Origin of the sequence: Sphingobacterium micropteri (assembly GCF_014692515.1) — a bacterium.
Taxonomy (GTDB): Bacteria; Bacteroidota; Bacteroidia; order Sphingobacteriales; family Sphingobacteriaceae; genus Sphingobacterium; species Sphingobacterium micropteri.
Map to the genome: position 1 here is coordinate 251,098 of NZ_JACOIK010000008.1, position 22,999 is coordinate 274,096.

23 protein-coding genes are annotated in these 22,999 nt (G+C 41.0%); 14 read left to right on the top strand and 9 right to left on the bottom strand.

What is annotated here, in order from left to right; all coding sequences use genetic code 11:
• Window positions 1–3 precede the first annotated feature (3 nt).
• Window positions 4–1,098 (bottom strand): hypothetical protein, encoded by a 1,095-nt coding sequence (locus H8B06_RS12885; protein WP_223857658.1) that lies wholly within the window; start codon window positions 1,096–1,098, stop codon window positions 4–6.
• Between the two features lie 81 nt (window positions 1,099–1,179).
• Between H8B06_RS12885 and H8B06_RS12890 the strand changes: the two genes are divergently transcribed.
• On the top strand, window positions 1,180–3,588 hold the full coding sequence (locus H8B06_RS12890) for a TonB-dependent receptor (protein WP_190994678.1): 2,409 nt from the start codon (window positions 1,180–1,182) through the stop codon (window positions 3,586–3,588).
• Window positions 3,589–3,615: 27 nt separating this feature from the next.
• On the opposite strand, the gene H8B06_RS12895 is transcribed toward H8B06_RS12890, so the two are convergent.
• Window positions 3,616–4,413, bottom strand: coding sequence for a M90 family metallopeptidase (locus H8B06_RS12895; protein WP_190994679.1), 798 nt, complete (start codon window positions 4,411–4,413; stop codon window positions 3,616–3,618).
• A 494-nt stretch (window positions 4,414–4,907) separates the two neighbouring features.
• Between H8B06_RS12895 and H8B06_RS12900 the strand changes: the two genes are divergently transcribed.
• Together H8B06_RS12900 and H8B06_RS12905 are read left to right on the top strand one after the other, a co-directional pair.
• On the top strand, window positions 4,908–5,903 hold the full coding sequence (locus H8B06_RS12900; RefSeq protein WP_190994680.1) for an SDR family NAD(P)-dependent oxidoreductase: 996 nt from the start codon (window positions 4,908–4,910) through the stop codon (window positions 5,901–5,903).
• A gap of 30 nt (window positions 5,904–5,933) precedes the next feature.
• Entirely contained in the window at window positions 5,934–6,752 is an 819-nt protein-coding gene (locus H8B06_RS12905; RefSeq protein ID WP_190994681.1) for a helix-turn-helix domain-containing protein, read from the top strand.
• On the opposite strand, the gene H8B06_RS12910 is transcribed toward H8B06_RS12905, so the two are convergent.
• On the bottom strand, window positions 6,694–7,431 hold the full coding sequence (locus H8B06_RS12910) for a hypothetical protein (protein ID WP_190994682.1): 738 nt from the start codon (window positions 7,429–7,431) through the stop codon (window positions 6,694–6,696). The two genes, H8B06_RS12905 and H8B06_RS12910, sit on opposite strands and share 59 nt — an antisense overlap.
• A 184-nt stretch (window positions 7,432–7,615) precedes the next feature.
• On the opposite strand from H8B06_RS12910, the gene H8B06_RS12915 reads away from it, so the two are divergent.
• From H8B06_RS12915 to H8B06_RS12935, 5 genes are all read left to right on the top strand, one after another.
• Window positions 7,616–8,278, top strand: coding sequence for a hypothetical protein (locus tag H8B06_RS12915; RefSeq protein ID WP_190994683.1), 663 nt, complete (start codon window positions 7,616–7,618; stop codon window positions 8,276–8,278).
• Between the two features lie 195 nt (window positions 8,279–8,473).
• Complete coding sequence (locus H8B06_RS12920; protein WP_190994684.1) at window positions 8,474–9,235, top strand: TerC family protein; 762 nt, start codon at window positions 8,474–8,476, stop codon at window positions 9,233–9,235.
• 156 nt (window positions 9,236–9,391) lie between these two features.
• The gene (locus H8B06_RS12925; protein ID WP_190994685.1) at window positions 9,392–10,906 is read left to right on the top strand and encodes a hypothetical protein; all 1,515 of its coding nucleotides are present in this window, start codon (window positions 9,392–9,394) and stop codon (window positions 10,904–10,906) included.
• Between the two features lie 13 nt (window positions 10,907–10,919).
• Window positions 10,920–12,290: a hypothetical protein gene (locus H8B06_RS12930; protein ID WP_190994686.1), complete on the top strand. Its 1,371-nt coding sequence runs from the start codon at window positions 10,920–10,922 to the stop codon at window positions 12,288–12,290.
• Between the two features lie 149 nt (window positions 12,291–12,439).
• Window positions 12,440–13,222, top strand: coding sequence for a glucose 1-dehydrogenase (locus tag H8B06_RS12935; RefSeq protein ID WP_190994687.1), 783 nt, complete (start codon window positions 12,440–12,442; stop codon window positions 13,220–13,222).
• A gap of 183 nt (window positions 13,223–13,405) precedes the next feature.
• Here H8B06_RS12935 and H8B06_RS12940 read toward each other — a convergent pair whose 3' ends face one another.
• A complete protein-coding gene (locus H8B06_RS12940) occupies window positions 13,406–13,642 on the bottom strand; it encodes a hypothetical protein (protein WP_190994688.1) in 237 nt (78 codons plus the stop codon).
• A gap of 308 nt (window positions 13,643–13,950) precedes the next feature.
• On the opposite strand from H8B06_RS12940, the gene H8B06_RS20965 reads away from it, so the two are divergent.
• A complete protein-coding gene (locus H8B06_RS20965; protein ID WP_394370025.1) occupies window positions 13,951–14,109 on the top strand; it encodes a PepSY domain-containing protein in 159 nt (52 codons plus the stop codon).
• A gap of 183 nt (window positions 14,110–14,292) precedes the next feature.
• Here H8B06_RS20965 and H8B06_RS20970 read toward each other — a convergent pair whose 3' ends face one another.
• Complete coding sequence (locus H8B06_RS20970) at window positions 14,293–14,427, bottom strand: DUF4372 domain-containing protein (RefSeq protein ID WP_190310202.1); 135 nt, start codon at window positions 14,425–14,427, stop codon at window positions 14,293–14,295.
• A 12-nt stretch (window positions 14,428–14,439) separates the two neighbouring features.
• On the bottom strand, window positions 14,440–15,612 hold the full coding sequence (locus tag H8B06_RS12955) for an FAD-dependent monooxygenase (protein WP_190994689.1): 1,173 nt from the start codon (window positions 15,610–15,612) through the stop codon (window positions 14,440–14,442).
• Window positions 15,613–15,700: 88 nt separating this feature from the next.
• Between H8B06_RS12955 and H8B06_RS12960 the strand changes: the two genes are divergently transcribed.
• Together H8B06_RS12960 and H8B06_RS12965 are read left to right on the top strand one after the other, a co-directional pair.
• Entirely contained in the window at window positions 15,701–16,708 is a 1,008-nt protein-coding gene (locus H8B06_RS12960) for a helix-turn-helix domain-containing protein (protein ID WP_190994690.1), read from the top strand.
• 5 nt (window positions 16,709–16,713) lie between these two features.
• Entirely contained in the window at window positions 16,714–17,169 is a 456-nt protein-coding gene (locus H8B06_RS12965) for a DinB family protein (RefSeq protein WP_190310162.1), read from the top strand.
• 107 nt (window positions 17,170–17,276) lie between these two features.
• Here the strand turns inward: H8B06_RS12965 and H8B06_RS12970 are convergent, their stop codons facing one another.
• Complete coding sequence (locus H8B06_RS12970; protein WP_190994691.1) at window positions 17,277–18,056, bottom strand: AraC family transcriptional regulator; 780 nt, start codon at window positions 18,054–18,056, stop codon at window positions 17,277–17,279.
• Between the two features lie 123 nt (window positions 18,057–18,179).
• On the opposite strand from H8B06_RS12970, the gene H8B06_RS12975 reads away from it, so the two are divergent.
• From H8B06_RS12975 to H8B06_RS12985, 3 genes are read left to right on the top strand one after another with little or no spacing between them, the layout of a single operon-like run.
• A complete protein-coding gene (locus H8B06_RS12975) occupies window positions 18,180–19,514 on the top strand; it encodes a TolC family protein (protein ID WP_190994692.1) in 1,335 nt (444 codons plus the stop codon).
• Window positions 19,515–19,521: 7 nt separating this feature from the next.
• A complete protein-coding gene (locus H8B06_RS12980; protein ID WP_223857659.1) occupies window positions 19,522–20,571 on the top strand; it encodes an HlyD family secretion protein in 1,050 nt (349 codons plus the stop codon).
• Window positions 20,571–22,163, top strand: coding sequence for an MFS transporter (locus H8B06_RS12985; protein ID WP_223857660.1), 1,593 nt, complete (start codon window positions 20,571–20,573; stop codon window positions 22,161–22,163). The genes H8B06_RS12980 and H8B06_RS12985 overlap by 1 nt, the downstream gene beginning before the upstream one ends.
• A gap of 230 nt (window positions 22,164–22,393) precedes the next feature.
• Here the strand turns inward: H8B06_RS12985 and H8B06_RS12990 are convergent, their stop codons facing one another.
• A complete protein-coding gene (locus H8B06_RS12990; protein WP_190994693.1) occupies window positions 22,394–22,588 on the bottom strand; it encodes a hypothetical protein in 195 nt (64 codons plus the stop codon).
• Window positions 22,585–22,998, bottom strand: a complete 414-nt coding sequence (locus tag H8B06_RS12995) for a DUF5675 family protein (RefSeq protein ID WP_190994694.1) — start codon at window positions 22,996–22,998, stop codon at window positions 22,585–22,587. Before H8B06_RS12995 ends, H8B06_RS12990 begins: the two co-directional genes overlap by 4 nt.
• Window position 22,999: the final 1 nt, after the last annotated feature.

Below are 22,999 nucleotides of genomic sequence, written 5' to 3' on the forward strand. Positions count from 1 at the left end.
ATTTTAACTCATCCCCAAGGTAAGCGTCGTCACGAAAACCAGTCCCGTCGAACTGACAGCCTCTACATATACTTTGTAAGAACCCGCGGTTAGGTTTTCCGACGGTTTAACCCGAACTTTTCCCGAAGATTCTTCAACCTCAAATATGTCGCCTGAATTGGCAAAGGGAACCCCATTCTTCTCGACCGCCTTTAAACGGAAAGTCGATTTATATTTATCTGGATAAAACACCGGAGCAGCTGATAGATACCCGTTACTTAACCCAATATGTACCGTGCTATAATCGATGGTAATGTCCAGATCAGGATAATACTGTCCGAAAAGATATTTGATCTTCGGTATAAAAATCATGCGGAAAGGTGTACTTGCCACCACAAAACCGTCTTTAACCAAGGACGGCTGGCTATTGACAACGGTCTCCTCTTCCCCTTTACTTTCAGAAACACTAGCATCAAATACTATTTTTCCTTCCCGTACCGCCGCAAATTCGGTAACCGGCAAATACCAATCCGCTCCTTTTTTTACATCCTCCATCGCAGACAATGCAAAAGCGCTTTCCACCTCACCGTACAAGCCATAAGCAAACGCCGTTCCAGCGTCCTGCTCCGCCCCTTCAATGTTGACAGCAGCTGGATCAACCGTTACATGGAGATAGCCCAGTCCTGCATCCTGCTCTAAATTCGTGGAGAGTTTAACCGTCCAAATATACTGCGACGGCAATACTTCTGCAGATGTTATGGAAGAAGTGCCTGTAGGATATAATAACCGACTGTCGACAAAGATGGCGTGCTGCTCAGCGTCATAACGAGCCGCTTTCACCAATTTCTGCCGCAACGTGTTACCATCGGAAAAGACATAGTCCTTGGTTTGGTCGGCTGAAAAATCGACCTGTACAGTCCCGCCATTACCATAACCTTCCGGAAGCGGAACGCGGAGTTGTTCGCCATAAGTAACCGTACTCTTTTCCGGAAACGAAACCGTTGCCGGCTCTTTCGGTTCGGCGTTATCTTTTTGACAGGCTGTTAATAAGACAAAGCAGAAGGATAATCCAATCCATGCTTTTCTGGTGTAGTTGTTCAAATTCATTTGTTTTGCCATTTATTTTGTGGCAAAGTAAAGGTATATTTTTATCAAAAGCAATATTGTTGCTTTTATATTTTATACGTACTTTTGCCCATCATGAATAGCGGCAATACGTACAACTCCATCAAAAAAGATCTCTTGGGGAATCTCTTCTTCTTGTTTTTATCCACAAGCTGTATGGCGCAGCTGGATACCGTATTGCACATCGATTCCGTAGTCGTAGATGCACGGATCGATCCATCCTGGAATCGTACGGTGCTCAACAAACATGACCTTACCCAACGCAACGCTACGTCTTTCGGTGAACTTCTCAGCAGCACAGCGGGAGTCCAAAATGCTTACCATGGCCCGCATGCCGGCTCTCCTATGATCCGCAGCATGTCCGGGAATCGGGTAAGGATACTCCGGAATAACACCAGTATTTCCGATCTCTCGGGCATTAGCCCCAATTTCACCATCAGTTTTGACCCGGACAACATCTCGGACATACATATCTATAAATCGCAATCTAGCGTGCTTTATGGCGGCCGAGCGATCGGTGGAGCGATCAATATTGTGGATAATAGCATTCCTAAAAACGTACCCGCAAAACCAATCACCGGATCGGTCAAGACCTCCTGGCAAACCAATGCCGGACACCTGGTATCTTTCGATCTCAATGGGAAAACAAACGAACAGTCAACATGGCATGTCGACGGGTCTTGGCGTCAAAACGGAGATATCCGGATACCTAGCCATCCGAAAATCGACTGGGCATATAACCCTACAATCGACAATATGCAAGCTTCAATGGCACAAGTATTTGTGGATAAGGAAAGTAAACAGAATATAACCCTCTACCCATACCTTAGCCAATTTGTACTCGATAATATGGGCGATCCCAGCCAAGGGCTATCGGAAGCCGAAATGTATACCTTTAAATCTCATTCGGTGATCGGGGGTTATGAAGTACCCAATCCAGCCAATCCGCAATATATTCCAGATCAAGATCCGAGTATACCGTTATATACGACGGTCGTCCATGGCATATACGACTATGCACCAGTACGCAATGGTTATATCCCGAACAGCCATGCAGATCATAAAACGATCAACATCGGATACGCCTGGCATACATCCAATATGCACATTGGTATAGGGTATCGCGGTAACCAAGGTTATTTCGGCATTCCAGGATTCGCACGAATCAAACAACCTTCACACGCACATAGCCACGGCGACGACCATCAACATCGTGCAGAGGACTTCGGGTATTCTCCCATCAATACCCGGGCACTTTCTAACAATTTTGTTAGTGACGTCTCGATTGCGGTAGGATCTCCCTGGCTGTCTAGTATAAAAAACAGCTACAGCCTGCAACTCGCTGATGATAGGGAACTGTTGGGCATCTATCAAATGAATAAATTTAACAGCAATATACACAGTAATCGGTTAGAATTTCATCAGTCATACCAAGCATTCTGGAAAGGGCTCTCAGGACTAGACTTATCTTACAGAAAAATTACGGGGACCGGCATCATGCGTTACATGCCGCATACACGCAGTCAGGAATGGAGCGCTTTTACCCAACAGCAGTTTGCCATAAAGTCGTTACGACTCAGCACAGGCTATCGTATCGAGCACGTGCATCGAAAAGCGATTCCTGACGCAGCATATAAACGTAGCCGCGGTCTGTCCGGTGGCAATCTTTCACCAAGAAACTATAAACTGCAACAGTTCAACAGCGAGCTCTCCTGGAAAATTCTTTCATTTCTGCGGGTGATGGGGAGTTACCAGCATGCCGAACGCGCACCGGAGATAAATGAGCTATATGCGGGTAACAATCATTTTGCCATCATGACCGAAGAAAATGGCGACGACCGGCTTCCGGTCGAAACCAACGATGGAATCGAGTTCGGTATGGAGTTCAATAGTTTATCCGGCTGGAATCTCAAGTCAACCTATTACCACAATACTTTTAAGAATTATCTCTATCTGGCACATACCGGTATTTCACGGTCAGGCGGCTTCTTAGTGAAGGAATGGCGTGCGTCGGACACCGAGATTTCGGGTTGGGAAGTAGAACTCAGCCAGCAGACGATCTTTGCCCATGGCGCGAAGCTGTTCAGTCAAGGTTACTTTGACCTGGTCAAAAACCGGAATACTTCCGACGATCCGATGCGCCAATGGGCCGAAGGTGATTTTATGCCCAATATGCCGACCAGCCGTTTTGGCTTTGCGACCAAACTAGATACAAAAAACTGGTCATTATATGTGGCTGCTGATAGCTATCTAAAGCAAAAACTGCTCGGAAAAAACATCAACCCAGAACCGCCTATGCCAGCATTCACCCTACTGCATGCCAAAATCAGCCATAGATTACCTTGGTCAAAATATCATTTGGAAGCCTATATTCAAGGCGGTAATCTCTTGAATAGCGAGGCGCGTCCACAACAATCGATATTAAAATATCTCTCCCCCTTACCAGGTCGAAATATCAGTATGGGGATCCAAATGGCTATTTGATTTGATAATCATCATACATACCCTATTTCAGGATTCTTCAGCCCCACCATAGATATGGTCCAACATGCGGTATAACTTCGGATGATCCTCTTGTAGCAAGGCAGGCTTTTTGAAGAAATATTCGGATACAACAGCAAAAAACTCTGCTTCATTGGTGCCCGCATACTCCCGAATATCTGATTCTCCCGTGCGGATCTCGCGAATGGTTTTATGCATCTCTTTGACCCAAGGCTCTATCAATGATTTCGGGATAAGATACTCCGGAATGCCATCCACCTCACCATCGGCCTTATCGATGAGGTGTACAAACTCATGGATGGCAGTATTGTCAGCAGACATGTTTAAGAAACCGTTTCGCAATGCCTGCTGTGATAGGATCATCTTACTGCTGAGGGCACCCGAACCGACCATCCCCGCGACATTTCTCCCTTCGCTCGCTATACTGAAACGCTCATCAAAATAATCAGGATACACCAGTACTTCGGTGAGATTGCGGTAGACCCATAGTTTGAAATGAAAAAGCGGGATAGTAGCACTTGCCGCAATAAGTACTTTATCCTCATCGGTAACCACCGCACCTTTTTCTGCCGATATCTTGGTATGTTCCAAAAAGTAGCGTACCCTTGTCAAGAACGTCTGCTGTTCATCCGTTGGCAGATGACGATAAAACCGAACTTGCTTCTCGAGGATCTCTCCCATCAGCTCGTCCGTGAAGGCAGCAGGTACTGGAATTTTCTTCGTACCGCCATACCTAAAAATGTACACAACAAGCACAATGGCAAAAAGCACGAGGCCAGCGACAATGAAATAGGACGAGTCATTCATGAAGCATATATATTTTTATTGCAAAACACATAAATATATAAAGTTATTTTGTATTCAGTCCACCCCAATTAAGAATGGATCAGTAGAATCCCAAATACATTCTTGGAATATTTCTCGTTTCTTAAAGATGCTTATTTGATCAATTTTGTTCCCATATTCAATCATTCGCTAAAAGTTCAGGCGCGTAACCCTAAAAAGATTTATGTAATAGACATAGGGCTCTACACGGAAAGCTCGGTATCTCTAAGTGATAACACCGGAAGACAGTTGGAAAAAAAGATCGAGGAGAATGTGATTTTATTGCTATGGAAAAAAATAATGTACAAGAAGCGATTCAAGTATGTCTTTCCATAAACGACGAAAATTTTGACCGGGAATATAACGTACAGCGATTTATGGCCTTTTAAACAAAGTAACTTCGGACGTTTAAACAAAATGACTTTTTTATAGCGTGCCTACCTTTGTTCCATCAATAATCATAAAAAATTAAAGAGATGAAACAGCATAATTATCAGGGAGCATTACAACAACCGATCGGTTCCGGCTTCCACGCAAAATCAACTTCAACAGAAGTCATCAAAGGAATTGATCTGACAGGGAAAATCGCTATTGTAACTGGAGGCAATACCGGTATCGGTCTGGAAACGACCAAAACATTAGCACAGGCAGGCGCAACCGTGGTCGTTCCGGCAAGGGATGTAGAAAAGGCCAAACGTAATCTGGAAGGGATTGCAAATACGGAAATAGAAAAAATGGACTTGATGAATCCAGCTTCTATCGACGCATTTGCCGAAAAATTTAACGCTTCCGGCAGGCCACTTCATATGCTCATCAACAACGCCGGTATCATGTGGGTACCGCTACGCCGGGACAATCGTGGTTTCGAATCGCAACTGGCAACTAATTATCTAGCACAGTTTCAATTGACCGCAAGACTTTTGGCTGCACTTAAAAAGGCCAATGGCGCAAGGGTCATCAACGTATCTTCAGGCGGCCATCAGTTTGCTGATTTTGATTTTGACGACCCAAATTTTGAACATCGGACATACGAAACACTACTTGGCTATGGACAGTCAAAAACAGCTGTCAACTTGTTTTCGCTTGAACTGGACAATCGTGCAAAAAAGCATCGTATCCGCACTTATTCATTATGTCCCGGTTCAGTAGGCGGAACGGAATTATCCAGAGAGGCCCCTGTGGATCTGTTCCAGAAATTAGGGTACAGCGATGCAGAAGGAAATATCTTGCCTGAAGTTGCGGCTTCGCTAAAAACCATTCCGCAAGGTGCTGCCACTACGTTGTGGTGTGCCACAAGTCCGATGCTAAATAAAATTGGCGGGCTATATTGTGAAAATGTAGAAGTAGCCCGTTTAAGCGAAGATACATCACTTATCGGCGGTGTAAAACCCTATTCGTTGGACGAAGCAAACGCAAAACGTTTGTGGGTATGGACTGAAAAAGCTACGGGGGTATTTTTCGATTTTGATTGATATTTGTAATTTTACAACCACACAAACAATATGGACTATCACGTAAATTATATCAGTCCCGACATCAAACTTTCCAGTTATGAGGGAAAACTGTTTAGAACGGAAGCGGCGTTTGATGACCATTTGCTTGTGTGGTTGATTTCCGGCCAAACAAAAATTGTACAGGCGCACGAAAACCTTACTTTCGAGCCGGGTAGCGTTTTTTTAATTTACAGGAACCAGTTGGCGACTATTATCAATACACCAAAAGATGGATTGCCACACAAGGCCGTTGCCATGCATCTGTCTACCGAAAGACTCAGAAACTATTATGCCGGGAAAGAGATAGGAGTAACATCAGCTCCGGCGCGCGCAGTACGTTTTCTCCAACATCCTTTATTACAAAGTTGCCTGGCATCACTGATACCCTATTTTGAGATGCAGGATAACTTCCCGAAGGACATTGCTTCGCTGAAAATTACGGAAGCAATCAGTATCCTGCGGATAATTGATACGGACATCGACGGTGTGCTGGCAAATTTTGACGACCCGTATAAGGTGAACTTAATCAGCTTTATGGAAAAGAACTATATGTTCAATATGCCTTTGGAGAAGTTTAGTTATTTAACAGGTAGAAGCCTTACCACATTCAAGCGCGATTTTGCAAAAGCCTTTAACACCACCCCACAACGGTGGCTCACCCAAAAACGATTAGAACTGGCACATTATCAACTTTCCGAGGGAAAAAGTAAACCTAGGGATGTTTGTTACGAAACAGGGTTTGAAAATCTATCGCATTTTTCATTTGCTTTCAAGAAACAATTTGGATATGCCCCGACGGCGTTGCTTGTTCAACGGAAAGGTCGTTGATAATTTCAGTATGATCCTCTTGTGCCTCCCATTGCGCTAACATTTCCTTAAGAACCCGATATTCCTGCGAATATGCGCCATCAGGAACATCGAATCTATCTTTGAACTCTGTAAAGCTCCTCCATGCCTCTTTGCTGCCAGATAGGGCTGCAACAAATAACTGGTTGGCAATTTTCATCTTGCTTTCATCAAAACCACAGCCCGCACTTCTATAAGTTTCAAGAACTTCTTTAATTTCCGCTGCGCTATATTTTCTTATACCGCTGTTAACCGACTTTTTACGGTTAACTTTATTATCCGTAAAATAAATCTTTTCTGTTGTCCAGACAGTTTCTTCAAATTCAAAATTATCCGCTATGGGCAATGGATAAAGCTCCTGTACAAACAGCGTGTCGTTGTGGGACGTTAAACGACATACGGTAGTGGCATCCCAGAAATCAATAACCTTATTTTCCCCGCACACCGCAAGTACAAATTCCGAATAAGTGGGATGAGCGTCATCTGTATTTTTATATCCACATACCGCTATCGCTCGATCGTTGGAAAAACTGAACACAGCTTCTGCGTTTACGTCCGTGAATTGATTTACAGGGCATCCGCATTCGGTATTATTTGCTTGTGCATATAGCGTAGTAGATAAGATAATAGAAAACAAAGCGAGTAAAAAAGTCTTTTCCATTTGTATTTCTTTTAATGAATCCGATATGTACACCCCAATATTTATACCAATCTAATTGAATTGTTACGCAATCATTTTGGATGTGGTCGACACCGTAAATGTTATCCGTAAAACCCCTGTTTTCGTGGATTGCTCACGCCATCTTTTTTACGGAACTTTAAATTTGTTGATATAGGAGGTTGACATGATAAAGAAAAATTGGACAAAACGAATAGCTTGCGTGATGATAGGATGTTATGGATTCATGCTTATTGCCGCCTGCTCAAAAGGCACTTCAGATGATCTCCCCTCAGAAAATGGGTTCAACAGCAAAATGAATGGCAAGGCTTACGTAGGGAAGACAAAGTCGACTTTGTACCTCGGGGGCTACGAATCGCTTCCTGCTGTGGAAGGCTCAGGCTCGTTTAACATCGACAAGATCAGTGGTGACAGTTCTACACTCGCACTCGTCGTTGAACTTAATTCCGGAGATGGTTTCACCTTTGGCATTCCCGGCAAACAGGATGGTATGTCTTGGCAAACGAATTTTCCGAATGCTTCATGTTTAATTAAAGCTAACGGTGAAATTGATGCAAAGATGATAACAGCTGGCAAAGAAATTACTTGGGACGGACATCTGTTTGATGACAAACTTATGTTGGACATAAGGGTGAAGTACCTTGAAAATGAGGACGAAATAACAGCCGGGTCAATTTTGGCTACACGGCTGGAATTAGCCAGTGAAGGCAGCGGTGAATCCACTGGAAACGGAAACGGTTGCAAAAATATCGTTTGGGAGTCTCGTGCGGTTTTCAATATGTACAGTGGAGGCGTCGATCTTATTCGTGTACCTGTATGTTATCCATGATGTTATGGGGAAAGAGCTTCATATCTTCCAATGTAGGGAATGGGTATGAATCTTCGTGAAAAAATCTTTCGTCCGCCAGGAACACTTCTTCCATGCGCGAAATATAAAAGATCAGCAATTTTTATATTTATTGTCACGCATTAAACTTTTTTGGGTGGTTATTTGTATTATTACAATAGATTACAATCACACATTATGGAATGGATTACCGACCCTCAAATATGGATTTCGTTTTTAACGCTGACATTATTGGAGATCGTATTGGGTATAGATAATATTGTATTTATCTCTATACAGAGCGGTAAACTCCCCTTAGAACAACAAAAAAAAGCGAGACAGCTTGGTTTGCTGCTCGCCTTGGTTATGCGCGTTGGTTTATTATTCTCTATCAAATGGATTATGGGCCTAACCGAACCATTCCTTCATCTGGGCGATACATTTCATATAGAAAATCCTTCCTGGTATCGATACCTTACCTTATCCGGTCGAGACTTGATCTTATTTTTTGGCGGTCTATTCCTGATTTATAAAGCAACAACAGAGATCCATCATAAAGTAGAAGGACATGTCGAGGCAGCTGCCAGCCGAAATAGGCCCATTACCTTTCGGAGCGTCATTATACAAATTATTATTCTCGATTTAGTCTTCTCACTTGATTCGGTCATCACAGCCGTCGGAATGGTAGATCAAATCGGCGTTATGATAGCAGCGGTCATTGTAGCGGTTGTTATCATGTTGCTTTCTGCTTCAACCATATCCAAATTTGTCAACGATTACCCATCCGTCAAAATGCTTGCATTGGCCTTTCTGCTACTTATCGGCGTTTCGTTAACAGCTGAGGCGTTTGACCAACATATTCCGAAAGGGTATATTTACTTCGCTATGGCTTTCTCAGTTCTGGTTGAGTTTCTTAATATCCGGGCAGAGAAAAAAGAACTGCAAAAACTGAAAGAGTGAGCATAAAATTGGCATAGGCTATAAATGGTTGAGCCGTATATCGAGATGAAAGAGGCTTCACTTCCGTGATTTAGTTGTAAAATACCGGTTTTTGGGGATAACGAAAATTGGATCGACCCTATATATTTGTAAGGTACACACGATGATAAAAGGCTTATGAAAAAAGTTCATTTTGATGATATAAAGCATCTTATTCCAGAAAACTGTCCGTACAATCATGAAGATTTCCGATCACCTATATTGTATGCAGAGGGAAACCAAACATGGACCGAACCAACGGATCTAGATGAAATTTATGGCATGGACGACACTGAAGACTTCTACCCTTTCGTCCTTATCAATGGCGATTTGACCGCTTCGCAGATTTTCAATGAAGAAACGGACGGTTCTACGGGTCTCCTTGTACTGGGTAACCTTCGTGCCGAGAATATCGTGGTTGGCGGACAAGGTATATATGTTACGGGAGATATGACTGTTAACGGGCTATATTGGGGAGATTATAACCATGGCGAATTGATTGTAGAAGGATACATCCGGGCACGCGCGTTTATCAATACAGATTACGGTGTCGACTTCACACGTTTTAGATCAAAAGACCGCATGCAGATCGATCATTTCCTTTGGGATGAAGCAGGTGATTATGATGATGTGGATCGGTTAAAAACCTTTCTTAAGCCGGCGTTCATCCTGAACGACATGGAATTAATCGAGGAAGAAATGTATTCCTGGAAAGAGTGGATCAATGATGCCAAACTATTTGAAGCATTGCGAGAAAACATGTCTCTGCTATTGCCGTTGTCCGAAATCCAGATTCCCGGTCCAGATTATCCATTCCTGTTTGCAGACGAACGTATTTCAGCAGAAAATTTAAATCGGCTTACCGATAAAAAATTATTTGTATTGGAGGCTCCGCAAGATGGATCGGAACTAAATTTTGAATACTGGCAGGACGACGTTTTCAAACGTATTTCCTACGTGGAAGGAAAACCTATGTCGCCCGTTGCCTATTTTCAGCACAACGAAGATTACGCCTGTATGGTGTATTATGGATATGAACCCAGCCTGTTAGATAAATTTGGTGGTAAAAAAAAATACGAACTGGCTATCTCCTACAGACCTACTTTGGACGATCAACAACAATGGATTAAATTAGATCAGCGTGCTCCTAAAATTTACCACGACTTTCTGGAGGCGCAATGGAAGAATCTTCTCCATGAGCTCTCGGAAATGCTTTACGTCCAGAAGCAATACGATAGCATCGTGACACTCCAACGGTTTGATGAAATCATGTCTCTGCCGATAGTTCAATATACAGGCAAAAAATATTATAGCGAGGCCGACGACAGTTACATACCATTTCGTGGCGTCGAGTGGCAGTTCAGGAACGCTTCTACCGCGAAAGAGAAAGAAGCCCGTATAACCATTGCAAAATTTATTGGCGAGGATGATGAAGGAGAAGACCTCTATGAGTTTTACCACTTTCAAAAGGAAATGACCGGAGAAAATGATAGTGCGCGCGTTGTGCTGTATACGCAAGATGAAAACGATTTTTCGTCAGACATTTATGAGCTTACCGTATCCGAGCTTGCTAAATTCAAAAAAGCACTTCAGCATTTCGAGCTGCTGGACAAACATATTGAAAAAAAGAACGAAGGTGTCCGGAAATTTTAGGAGAGAAAGTTATATGAATCCTAGAGAATACATTGAAAAAGCATTGGATCTCCAATTTGGAGATGATCAACAGAAAGTATCGGCCAAACAGCTTTACCAACAAGCTATTCAGGCTTGTAGATCAGAAGACGACAACTTTGAGCACCTGTACGCCCATTACGAACTCATGCGCATGCATGCCGACGAAGATACTGAACAAGCAGCCGCGTACGCCAGAAAATGTCTGAAAATCTTAGATTCCGCTATCCAAAGTGGAGCGATCATGCATTTCAGCGAGCAAGGACAGTTTCAAGAGGAGGTCATCCGATATGCCACCAACAGTATAGCTTGGCATACCTGTTTGAAAACCGACAACCGGCAAGATCTCCAAGAGGCCCTTGAACTGCTGTCGCTAGGCGAAAACTATGTCGATGCTCCCGAACACAGCTATCTACTAGATACAAAAGTCCGATTATTGCTCAAACTTGACCGTAAAGAGGAAGCCTATCAAATCACCCGCTCCTGCCTAATTAATGATCCTTACGTGACCTACTTTGACGACATCCTTGCAGATGACGATTACCAGCAGTGGAAAAAAGAATTTGAGCGCGGTCAACATGTCGTGTTTAATGACGAGGAAAAGCAGTTTTTACAGAAAGCAGAAGCTATCTCCCATAAGATCCGAGAAGGCCTTGCGGAGGCTCAAGCAAGTAGAGAAAACCGCGCCGAACATGTGCCGGCCAAGAATGTCATCGGCAGAGTCGATGCGACGGAAAAATATGGTCTTCCCGACTATCTCCCGGCGGATTCGACTTATCTTCTTTTTCTTGGCGACCTGCACGTACAAGGCCCGTTAACCATGGAATGGGTATTTCGGCAAGCCGATGAGCTTGAAGGTCCAAAAAATATATACGGCATTATTGTCGACGGGGATCTGTTAGTTAACGGAGATATCCTTGATGAGAACTATTTGCATCTGTACGTACTAGGCAACCTCCAATGTGACTATTTTCATTCCTACAACGGACAACAAATAATTAAAGGCGATGCCCATATCCACCATGGCATATATGGGCAGTATAACGATGGCCAATTGGATATTTACGGAAAGCTCCATACGCCTTATATTCTGGTAGATGACCACAATATGCCTAGCAGCGCAGAAGGGAATTTTGTGCATATGCAGGTAAGCGATCATGCTTCGCGATATGAGGTGACGGTGGGCATCCATCCAAATAAAGAGTGGCCATGGATATGGGAATATTTTGAAGATTCCCAGAAACTGTTCGCGCCTGATTTTTGGACGGAACAAGATACTTTTTCCGTTGATCGATTTCTGGCGTACATTAAGAAAGGAAAAAACCCGTTTGTTAGTCCTACGGACAAACAGCTGAAACAGCAATGAGCTACAATAACCGTATAAGTACTTGATTTACTTTTTCGAGATTCAGGTTCTCTTTTGACCATAAATCGACAATATCGGACATCCAAACAGGTAAATTTGGGAAGAAGTCCAGCAATACAATATTGTCGTCTGGTTTTAAGTATTAAGCTATGAATAATAAAGTGATAATTGTTACTGGAGCAGCTATGGGTCTTGGTCTCGCTGCTGCCCAAGAGTTCGCCGCTCGAGGAGCTAAACTGGTATTAGTTGATTACAACAAAGAAGCCCTTGAAAAAGCTGCAGATGAAATTCGTAAAGAACTTCCAGCTGTAGAAATCGCTACATACGTTGCCGATGTTTCTAACGAGGAGGATGTAAAAGGTTACGTTGCACTTACCGAGTCTAAATTTGGCAGAATTGATGGGCTTTACAATAATGCCGGCATCGAAGGCCGCCAAGCACCACTCACCGAATATGATCTCGATGTATTTAAGAAAGTGGTGGATATTAATTTAATGGGTGTTTATTATGGTATGCGCTATGTTATCCCCGTCATGCAAAAACAAAAATACGGTCGTATTGTAAATGTGGCATCTGTCGGTGGTATCCGCGGTGTTGTCAACCAGACACCATACGTGGCCACTAAGCACGCCGTATCCGGTATGACAAAAAATGCCGCCATCGAATATGGCAAAGATGGTATACTCACCAACGCCATTGCTCCGGGTGCCATATTAACACCTATGGTAGCTGAAGCTTTCAAGCAGGTTAACCCAGGTAATCCTGCTGAGGCAGAGCGCGAATATGCCCAACGCAACCCCATTCGCGCATTAGGACAACCGGAGCATGTAGCGAAGCTTGTCGCCTTTCTTATCGGTGACGAAAATGGCTACGTAAATGGACAAACCATAGCGATAGATGGTGGAGAATCTAATTTATACGGCAATTCTTAATAGCAGGACAACCTTCCGCTATTACCGTAAAAAAACTTCCGAGGTTTTACACCCCGGAAGTTTACAGCAACATTAAAACGACTTGTAAGATAGCTGACCGCAGCATGCCCAGACCCATGGCGATGTATTCCTTAATAGATCGAGAACGGCAAGACAATACATGTCATACCAGCACATGTTTATTTAACGACGGATTAATTGCACGTTCCAAAATGTCAGTTTATCAATCAAACGGTCGTAAACAATGCCTTCGTCTTTGGGCAGCATAAAGCCGTACATCTGCCAGAACTTCGCGTATATATTCCAACGGAACAAAGAGTCCTTTTCGGTCACCTTATACTTAAACGTATTTGCTTCGTATTGTGTTGGAAACTCCATCAACGTATCTTGCAATACCTGTATCGAGTCCAGTATCTGCAAGTCAAACTTACTTATCGGCGTTTCGTTAACAGCTGAGGCGTTTGACCAGCATATTCCGAAAGGGTATATTTACTTCGCGATGACTTTCTCGGTTCTGGTGGAGTTTCTTAACATCCGGGTAGAGAAAAAAAACTTCAAAAATTGAAAAAGTGAGCATAAAATTGGCTTCACTTCCGTGATTTAGCTGTAAAATACCGGTTTTTTGTGGACAGAAATTAACCTCACCTTTCCGTACGACAGTATACACAGGATTCAGTGTGCGCAACGGTACCCTGCCGTGCTAAAAACTTACCCCGGGGCAAAAAATAATTCGGCTTAACAGTGATCTGCATGTAGGCACAATTGGTGGCTTAAGTACAAAAATTATAGCTTGCATCACTTGTTTAGTATGCGCATCACTTCCAGTCACCGGTACAGTTATTTGGTATAACAGGGGTCGCGGTTCAAAAAAAAGACGCCGGCGCTAGATGATAAAAGGCTTATAAAAAATGACACTTTTTATTTGAAAACAGATTGAAAGCTTCTTTGCACTCAAGCAAGCCTTTTAAACGCCTCACGTATTATCTTTCAACACAAAAACAAGATATCTTCCGTTTGTAATGAAAGATATCTTCCGTTTCATTTAAAAGATGTATATTTTCGTTCAAAAGTTAATTATTATGATACGGCAAATGGCAGAATAGCATACTAATTAGATGTGTCCAGCTATTAATGCCCTTATGATATTTGTCGCTCTGGTAACGACCAACCAGCTCATATATTGCTCTAAATCCAATGGAAAGTATTTCATAGCTTCTTTAGTTGAGTATAAAATTTTCCTGATCTTTTGTAAGTACAATTGGTTCTGTCATTATTTTTTGCACGGCTTTATCATCAGCGGCCCGGAATCCATTAACAAATTTCTCTAATTCTGCTTCGCTCTTAGGCAGAAAAGATGCTGCATTATTCTTTGCATTGGTTTGAAATTTTTCTACAATAGGCTGCATCAATGTATTATAGCTATTACAGGCAGTTAAGATGTCATCCGGATATTCCGCAATATAATGTGCCAATGCCTTTGCCCCATAAATAGACAGGGAAGCTCCCATTCCTGATAAAGCAGTCGGACAAAAACCTGCGTCTCCCAACAAAACCAAACGACCATTATGCAGTGTTGGAGCATTTACCATGCCCATTTTGTCCATGAAAAACAAACCATTGTCCTGAAGACTTTGCAGTAAATGCTTTACTTCTGGATTATAATCACCAAAAGAATCTTTAAGAATAGATGAAGCATTATTTTTGATAAAGTCAATGTCTTCAGAGCTACGGATATAACACTGAATGGCTAATTCGTCCTCTGCTATAGGGTAGATATGTAGTGATCTGTTGACATCTATATAGACCTTAAATACACCAACTCGTTTTTCGTGGTTTTGTTTTAATTTTCCTCCTACATAAAGCGTATTGAAATCTTCTAATTGGTAATTGGTAAAATACCGTTCTCTTGTCGAAGAACGCAATCCTTCCGAAACAACGACTAAATCAACTACTATCCTACTTCCGTTTGAAAGCGTGACTTTTGTATTATCAGCATTTTCTTCCAATTGTGCAATCGTTGTGTCTAAAAGTACATTTACATCGTTTTTGACCGCTTCATACAAAACGTGATGCAATCCACCACGACTTACAAGAACGGAACGTTCGATATTCTCATGCATTTTATCGTATTCAATGCTTTGAATGATTTCCTCATTCGTTTCTACAAAATGAACCGTTTCAGAGGGTGATGATTCTGCTTGTAAATTTTGAGTTAGTCCCAATTCGTCTATAATTTTTACACCGAAACTCTTGAGGGAGATAAGAAATCCCGCTTTACTGAATGAAGACGATCTGTCAATTACAGTAACGTTATGACCTTGTTTTGCCAAAAAATTAGCTACTGTTAAACCAGCTATTCCTGCTCCAGATATTAAAATGTGCTTTTTCATTTTCTTATATTTTTAAATTGATATTGCAAATATATTTATACTTTTAAGGCTAAAATAGCCCAGTAAAAAACAAAAATAGTCTGATAAGATGAGTGATAATATAAAAAAGCAAGAGATGTACTATTGGGTAGAGCGTTTAGGGGTTTCGCTTACACCAACCAGATCTGAATTGGATATGCTTTATCTCAATCAGCTTAAAATCATAGATTTAATGCCCGAAATGCTGGTTATGGTTCGCTCTGTCGTGGCAAAGGAAACATTTTCTATTCGGCGAAAACCGATAACAGCTTTTGAAAATGGAATATCCATTTCATTCCAAAATATCATCAATTCGCCATCAAAAATAGCTGTCAAAGACAAACAAGTATTACAACAAACACAGCCACACGTTCGCATTATCCCGCTGCACGTTGAAAGTGACGTGAGCTTTCCAAAAGATATAAATATTCAACAGGTAACCATAATTGTAAGTCTTGATTATTTAAAAAACTTTATCGGAAAAGACCATATAAAATTCGATTATCTTTTTAATAACGAGAAAACGCTTTGGATTGAAGAATTCATGTCTCCGGAAATAGCAGAAGTGGCCAATGATATTTCGATTACAAAAATACCGGATACGCTATCAGATGCTTACTATAAGCTAAAATCGCTTGAACTACTATTTTATTTGTTTAAAAACTTATCAAGAAGAACAAATGTTACGCATCAGCATCTGTCAAAATATGAACTGGAATCAGTTTACAACGTACGGGATAAAATCGCAGCTTCGATAGACAAACCGTTTATCCAGGAAGAGTTAGTGAAGTTAAGTGGTATGAATGTCATTAAACTTCGGAAACTTTTCACGCAAGTATTTGGTAAAGGCATGTATCCTTATTACCAGCATGTGCGTATGCAAGAGGCGGCAAGACTTTTACGTGAAGAACATCTCTCGGTTTCTGAAGTCGGTTACCAGTTGGGTTTTAGTAATTTAAGCTATTTTGGAAGATTATTTGAGAGACATCTTGGATGCAAACCGAAGAAATGGACTCAGAATAATATGAATAGATACAAGAACAGCGACACTAACAAAGAATATTCACAAATTCAATAAAAAAAATGGAAACCGTATTTAAAACATGGAAAACAAGCCGAAAATTATATCTGGATTTTTTTGACAAGTATTCGTTAGACCAACTCAATAAAATTCCAGTCGGTTTTAACAACAATATGATTTGGAACATCGGCCATATTATTGCCACACAGCACAAACTGATTTACAAAGGTGCAAATTTGCGAGGTTATATTACTGATGAGTTATTCAACAAATACCAATCGGGAACAAAACCAACAGAATCTGTTTCTCAACAAGAAGCGGATGAACTTAAATTCCTGTTAACTTCACAAATTGAACTTACAATAAATGATTTCGACAACGGCATCTTTGGCACTTACAACGAGCGCACCACTGGTATTGGCTTTCATCTAATTTCTATACAAGATGCATTTGCATGCAATAATTATCACGAGGGGCTGCATTTGGGATATATGATGGGTATTAGAAAATTTGTTTAAAAACGTTCTCTTAAAAAATAAGTGTTGATAACATTTAGATACTGCGTGTCAAACATTACTATTAGCTATTTTTTGGGAAAGATTATAGCTAGGACTAGCCGTACTTCTTATTTCGTTTTAAATTCAGTAGGTCTCATGTTGGTCAGTTGCTGAAAATTATTGCTAAACGCAGATATATTCGAATACCCAATTTCATAGGCTATCTCGGTCATGTTCAAATCTGTATCTTTTATCAATTCCATAGCACGAATGATACGCAGCATCTTTAAGTATTGAACAAATGTAATGTGCAGTTTCGTTTGAAATAATCTGGTCAAACTACGGACACTCATTCCCGATTGCTGAGCAATACTATCTAAACTTAGATTTTCATTTAAACGATTTCTAAAACTGTCGATTATGGCATTGAGCCTTTGATCGTCCGTTGTAGGAAGTTGAATGGAGAATTTTTTGAGGTTTTCCTTTGATAATACGCCTTTAAGCGTAGTTAAAAACTCAAATTCCCATGAACCTCTGTAATAATCACCTTGCCATTTCTCACTAAAGGAGAGCATCTCTGCCAGAAGCTTACTCACAGGATAAATACCTAGTTCATCATAAAAACTATCCGCTTTTTCATCTGGAAAGTAAATATTGATAATGTACAAATCTTGTGTATTAAACATCAGGTTGTGCGGATAATTTTTTGGTATCCAGATATAATGATTAGCTGGAATATACAAATCCTTTTCGTCTGTTTGTAAATAAGCAATTCCCCCATAAACCAATAATAACTGAGCTTTATCGTGCTGATGAGCAGGCAAACGCTGTTCTGTCTGTTGTCGCATCACGAGGATTGAATCAGGATTTTGATCCACAATAGTTATTAATTGGCTAAGAATCTCCATATGGCCAAATATAACAAATATTAGGCTAATTATATAAAGCTATGCCCTGGTGCTTACGGTACCTTTGCAGAGTCAATGATAAGAAAATCATTGACATATATACATCGCAAATAAAGAAAACTGATGAAACACTATAAAACAGTCCCAATTTTCGGCGTATTGTTGCTGGTATTTGTACAACCCACGTATGCTCAGCATACAGAAAACGACCAACCTTTAAGTTTGGAAGAAATATGGAAAGTTGCGGAAGTGAATAATCGACAACTGAAACTATCCGATCTTACTCTTCAGCAAAGTAAAATAGAAATATTGGAAGCTAAAGACCGTTTGTTACCGGAGCTTTCGTTAGGTGGAGACGTAAAACTTAATTCCAAATTTCTGATTTACGACAATGGATTATTCTCTTCTCCACAAGATGTGCCTGTAAAAGGCTATGGGTACGGAGTAGGCTATCACTTAAACTTTAATCTTTACAATGGTGGTAAAGACAAAAGGAACATCGCCATGAAAAAGGAAGGAGAGACGCGAAAACAATATGAAGTGGATCTGCAAAAGCATAGTGTAAAATATAATGTCGCAATTGCATATTTTGATTTATATAAGTTTTTGCACTTCTATGATTTCCTTCATGCAGAGATTGAAGCAGAAAAAAAGCAATTGAGATTGATAGAAAGTCTGCATAAAAACGGCACCGTACTAAAGAGTGATGTGCTGAGAACCTCCGTGAAATTGTCTCAACTGGAACTTAATCTTTCTGACGTAACTAAGAAGATTGAAATAGCCAAACAAAGGCTCAATATTCAGATGGGACGTGAAAATGATATGGAGCTAGCGATCAAATACGAAGATGCAATTGAATTAAACGTTATCATAGACGGTGACTACAATGATTATGTAGACATTGCTTTCAACAAATCTCCTGAATACAAAATTGCTGGTAGTGACTTCAAATGGAGCGAAATGAACGTAAAACAAGTAAAAGCTACGCTATTGCCCAAAGTTTCTTTGTACTCTAATTACAATTACAACTATCCACAGATTTCCTTTTATCCGTATTCAAACGACTTGTGGGGATTTGGTCAGACAGGAATTAAAGTACAATATTCTATCGATAATTTGTACAAAAGTAAACATACAATTGCTCGTGCCCAAGTTGTCAGCAATCAAGCTAAAGAAAAAGCAGAAATGAAGAAGGAAGAAATCTCTCTTCAAATAAAAGAAGCTTATTTACAGCAAAAACAGGCTTTGGAGAGCGTGAAAACGGCAGAACAAAATATTATTAAAACCACCGAAACCGTTCGTGTTATCAGAAGTAGCTACTTAAACCAGGAATCGTTACTGACCGACCTCTTGGAAGCAGAAAACGCTTTGTTGGAAGCAAAATTCAATCTGACAACAGCACAAACAAACGCAAAACTAAGCCATATCAGACTATTGGCAATCGTAGGAATTCTTTAATACATATATGATGAACAAAAATAAAACAGATAAAATCGTGGTCAGCCTGACCAAATGGTTGGGAATTGCCTTATTCGTAGGGATCATTATCTGGGGAGCTACCTATTTCTTTAAAGGATATCGCTATGAACAAACTAATGACGCACAGGTAGATGCTTATCTCTCACCGATAAACGCAAAAGTGGGTGGCTATATCAGCAAAATATATTACAAGGACAATCAGCTTGTTAAAAAAGGTGATACACTTGTGGTCATTGAATTGGACGAGTATGGACTGAAAAAAGACGCGGCATCAGCAGAACTCATGAGTTCACACGCTAAATTACCGATTTTAACGGCGAGCGAAGAAACGCAACTTAAAAGTATTGAGGTTATAAAAGCACAATTAGCAGGAGCTAAGGCGAGATTGAACCAACAGCAAAAAGAATTTGACCGTTATAAAAATCTACTGGCGGATGAATCTACCACACAACAAAAATTCGACAACATCAATGCTTCTTTATCCATTGCACAGTCGGATTATGATCAGGCTAAAGCTTCTTTAGAAGTAGCAGAATCTAAATTGAATGATTTCAGAGCTCAACATCATGCTATACAGGCAGAGATAAAAATTAAAGAGACACTTGTTCAAAGACAAGAATTGGACATTCGATATACGGTTATCACTGCACCTTTTGATGGGCAAATTGGTAAAAAGACCATTCAGGAAGGTCAGCTTATACAGGCTGGACAAACATTGGCTTTTTTGGTGAACAAAGCCGAGGAAAAATGGGTGATTGCTAATTTTAAAGAAACACAGATTGGCAGCTTCAAGATCGGACAAGCGGTATCCATAGAAGTTGATGCTTTTCCGAATGAAAAATTCAATGGTACCATCGAATCACTCTCCCCAACCACAGGTTCACGTTATTCGCTACTTCCACCAGATAATGCAACAGGTAATTTTGTCAAAATCATCCAACGTATTCCCGTAAGAATTAAACTGACCGATACGCCTGAAAAATTAGGAAAACTCTCTGCCGGAATGAATGCCAATGTTTATGTTTTAAAAGATTAATGATGCAAGCACATAAAATACCGATTTTCAAATCCTGGGTATCTGAATGGGTGGCGAGATCCGTCATATTTGCTATTCTGATGACCTGTCTGTTTAGCTTCGCTTTTTACAGCAGTCCTATTGCAACGATGGGATTTTACGGTATACAGCCCACCGATGTACAATATGGCATGGTCGTAATCTATGGTTCTACCGTTGCTTTCTTAGCACTTGACTTTCGGATCGTAAAATATTTTGCACCTAGGAAATATTTACTGATTGCCCTTGCCGTAAATGCAATATGTTCTGTGCTTTGTTTTCATTTTAAAGATTGGACATTGTTTGTTATTTGCCAGTTTTTTCAAGGAATTACCTGTGCGTTGATGTCAGGCATCGTCTTGCAACTCATTTTCCCACGGTTACAGTCTGTACGTGCCCGTGTGATTGCTTTTAGCATACTGTATGGCAGCATACAGATTGCCGTTCCTTTTTATTCAATTTTTACCAGCTTGGTCATTCATTCCTTTGATTTTAACTGGCTATTCTATGGATTTGTTACCATACTTATCATGCTAACAATTACCGTATTGCTAACAATGAACAGTAAAGCCCGATTTACCAAAAAGATTCCACTTTATCAGGTGGATTGGATAGGCTATCTGTTTTATGTATCTTTTATCTTAATCTTGGGATACATCCTTGTATATGGGCGACAATTGGGATGGTTCGGTAGTTCATTAATCACTACGCTTAGTGTAATCAATGTACTTATTCTTTCACTTTTCATCGTTAGAGAATTGAAGCTTAAACGACCATTAATCAACTTACAGATTTTCAAGACCAAGAATTTTGTCATTGGGTTATTACTACTTTTTACATTTTATATTTTTAAAGGGAGTACAGGACTTGCCTACGGCTATCTTGAAGTCATTTTAGGAAATGACCCACTGAGCACCATTCCTATATGGACATCTGTAATTTTAGGAACAACAATGAGTATGTTCGTTACTTCCAGATTTGTTTTGATGGGGTATAACCTGATAAGAATGATTATAGCCGGTTTTGGCATAATGGCGATTTATTATGCTTATATGATATTATTTGTTTCTGTACAGGGCGAAACAATTGATTTCACTCTACCGATGTTTATTTATGGTGTAGCAACAGGCGTCTTATTTGTTCCGATTGTTTCGTTTACCGCTTCATCAGCACCTCCCAAAATCGCGATCAATGCATCGCTTGTTGGTATCTTAGCAAGGTTCACTGGTTTTACAGCAAGTCTGGCACTGAATAACGAACTTCAATTATTTGCAAAATCAGGAGTTCGGGAAAAGGTTCGGGAAGCACTTACGGAAACCAACCCTCAATTACCAGCTACCTTACTGGATATTCAAAATCAATATATGAATGTAGGAAACGATATATATACCTCAAAAGCAATATCCACAGGCTATTTTAATCAAATGGTAGGTCATCAAATTTTGGCTCGTGCTACCAGAGATTATTACGATTGGATGCTGACAGGTGTGATTTTCGTAATTGTTGTTTTACTCCTCTTACCACAAATTCAACACGTTGTTTTGAGATTAAGAAAAGGTAATATCCCTTATTAAAAACAAAAAACTCCCGAGGCATACACCCCGGGAGTTCAAAACAACAAAAACAAACCAAAGAAACTTACTAATTACGTCTTCGCCTTCGCCGTCTGCCTTCGAGAAGCCGACTGGTCAGGTAGCTGACCGCAGCACCTATGACAGCTACCAATGCCGTGTGCAAAAGGTTGCTCCAGTCAAAGCTGTTCCAGAGCGAGCAGATCGTACCGCCAAGCGTACCAAACTGCACATTACTCATCATCCGCATCACTTCCCTCCTTTCTTTCCGCTTCAGAATCATCTTTTCCGTCATCCATCACCTGCTCGATGATGCCTAGACCTACCGCGATGTATTTCAACACGCTCATGGCCTTCGCGGGAAGCTTGATCGGCGCCAGCAGTACCACCTGTACTGCTTGGCTGATTTTCCGGATGATCTTTTTCATCGCCCCTCCCGGATTAAAAGAAACACTTCATCTCCCCGATCCCAGAGACTATAAACCAAAGCCTTAAGTTTCGCTAAGGCTTTACGGCTTTCCGTGCCTTTTCCCTCACCGGTAAGTTCCGTGACAGGTGCAATACAGCCCAGCAATTGCTTCATGGCGTTGTTGGCCGCGTGGATCAAAATGGCTTCGCGACCGAGGACGGCGGGTATACCGATCTGCTCACCATGCTTGGTATACTTCCGTTTTTTCAGCTTATAACATCCCTCCGGGATACAGCTTAAACGCTGTATGTTATTCCGGTCGGGCAGCTCGATCGTATGGCAGATTTTCTTGCCGTCGAAGTAAATCGTTCCGTTGGTTCCCTGTTCTCCGTAAGTCCGTCGGAGAACCAAGGTGCTTTTCAATGCCATC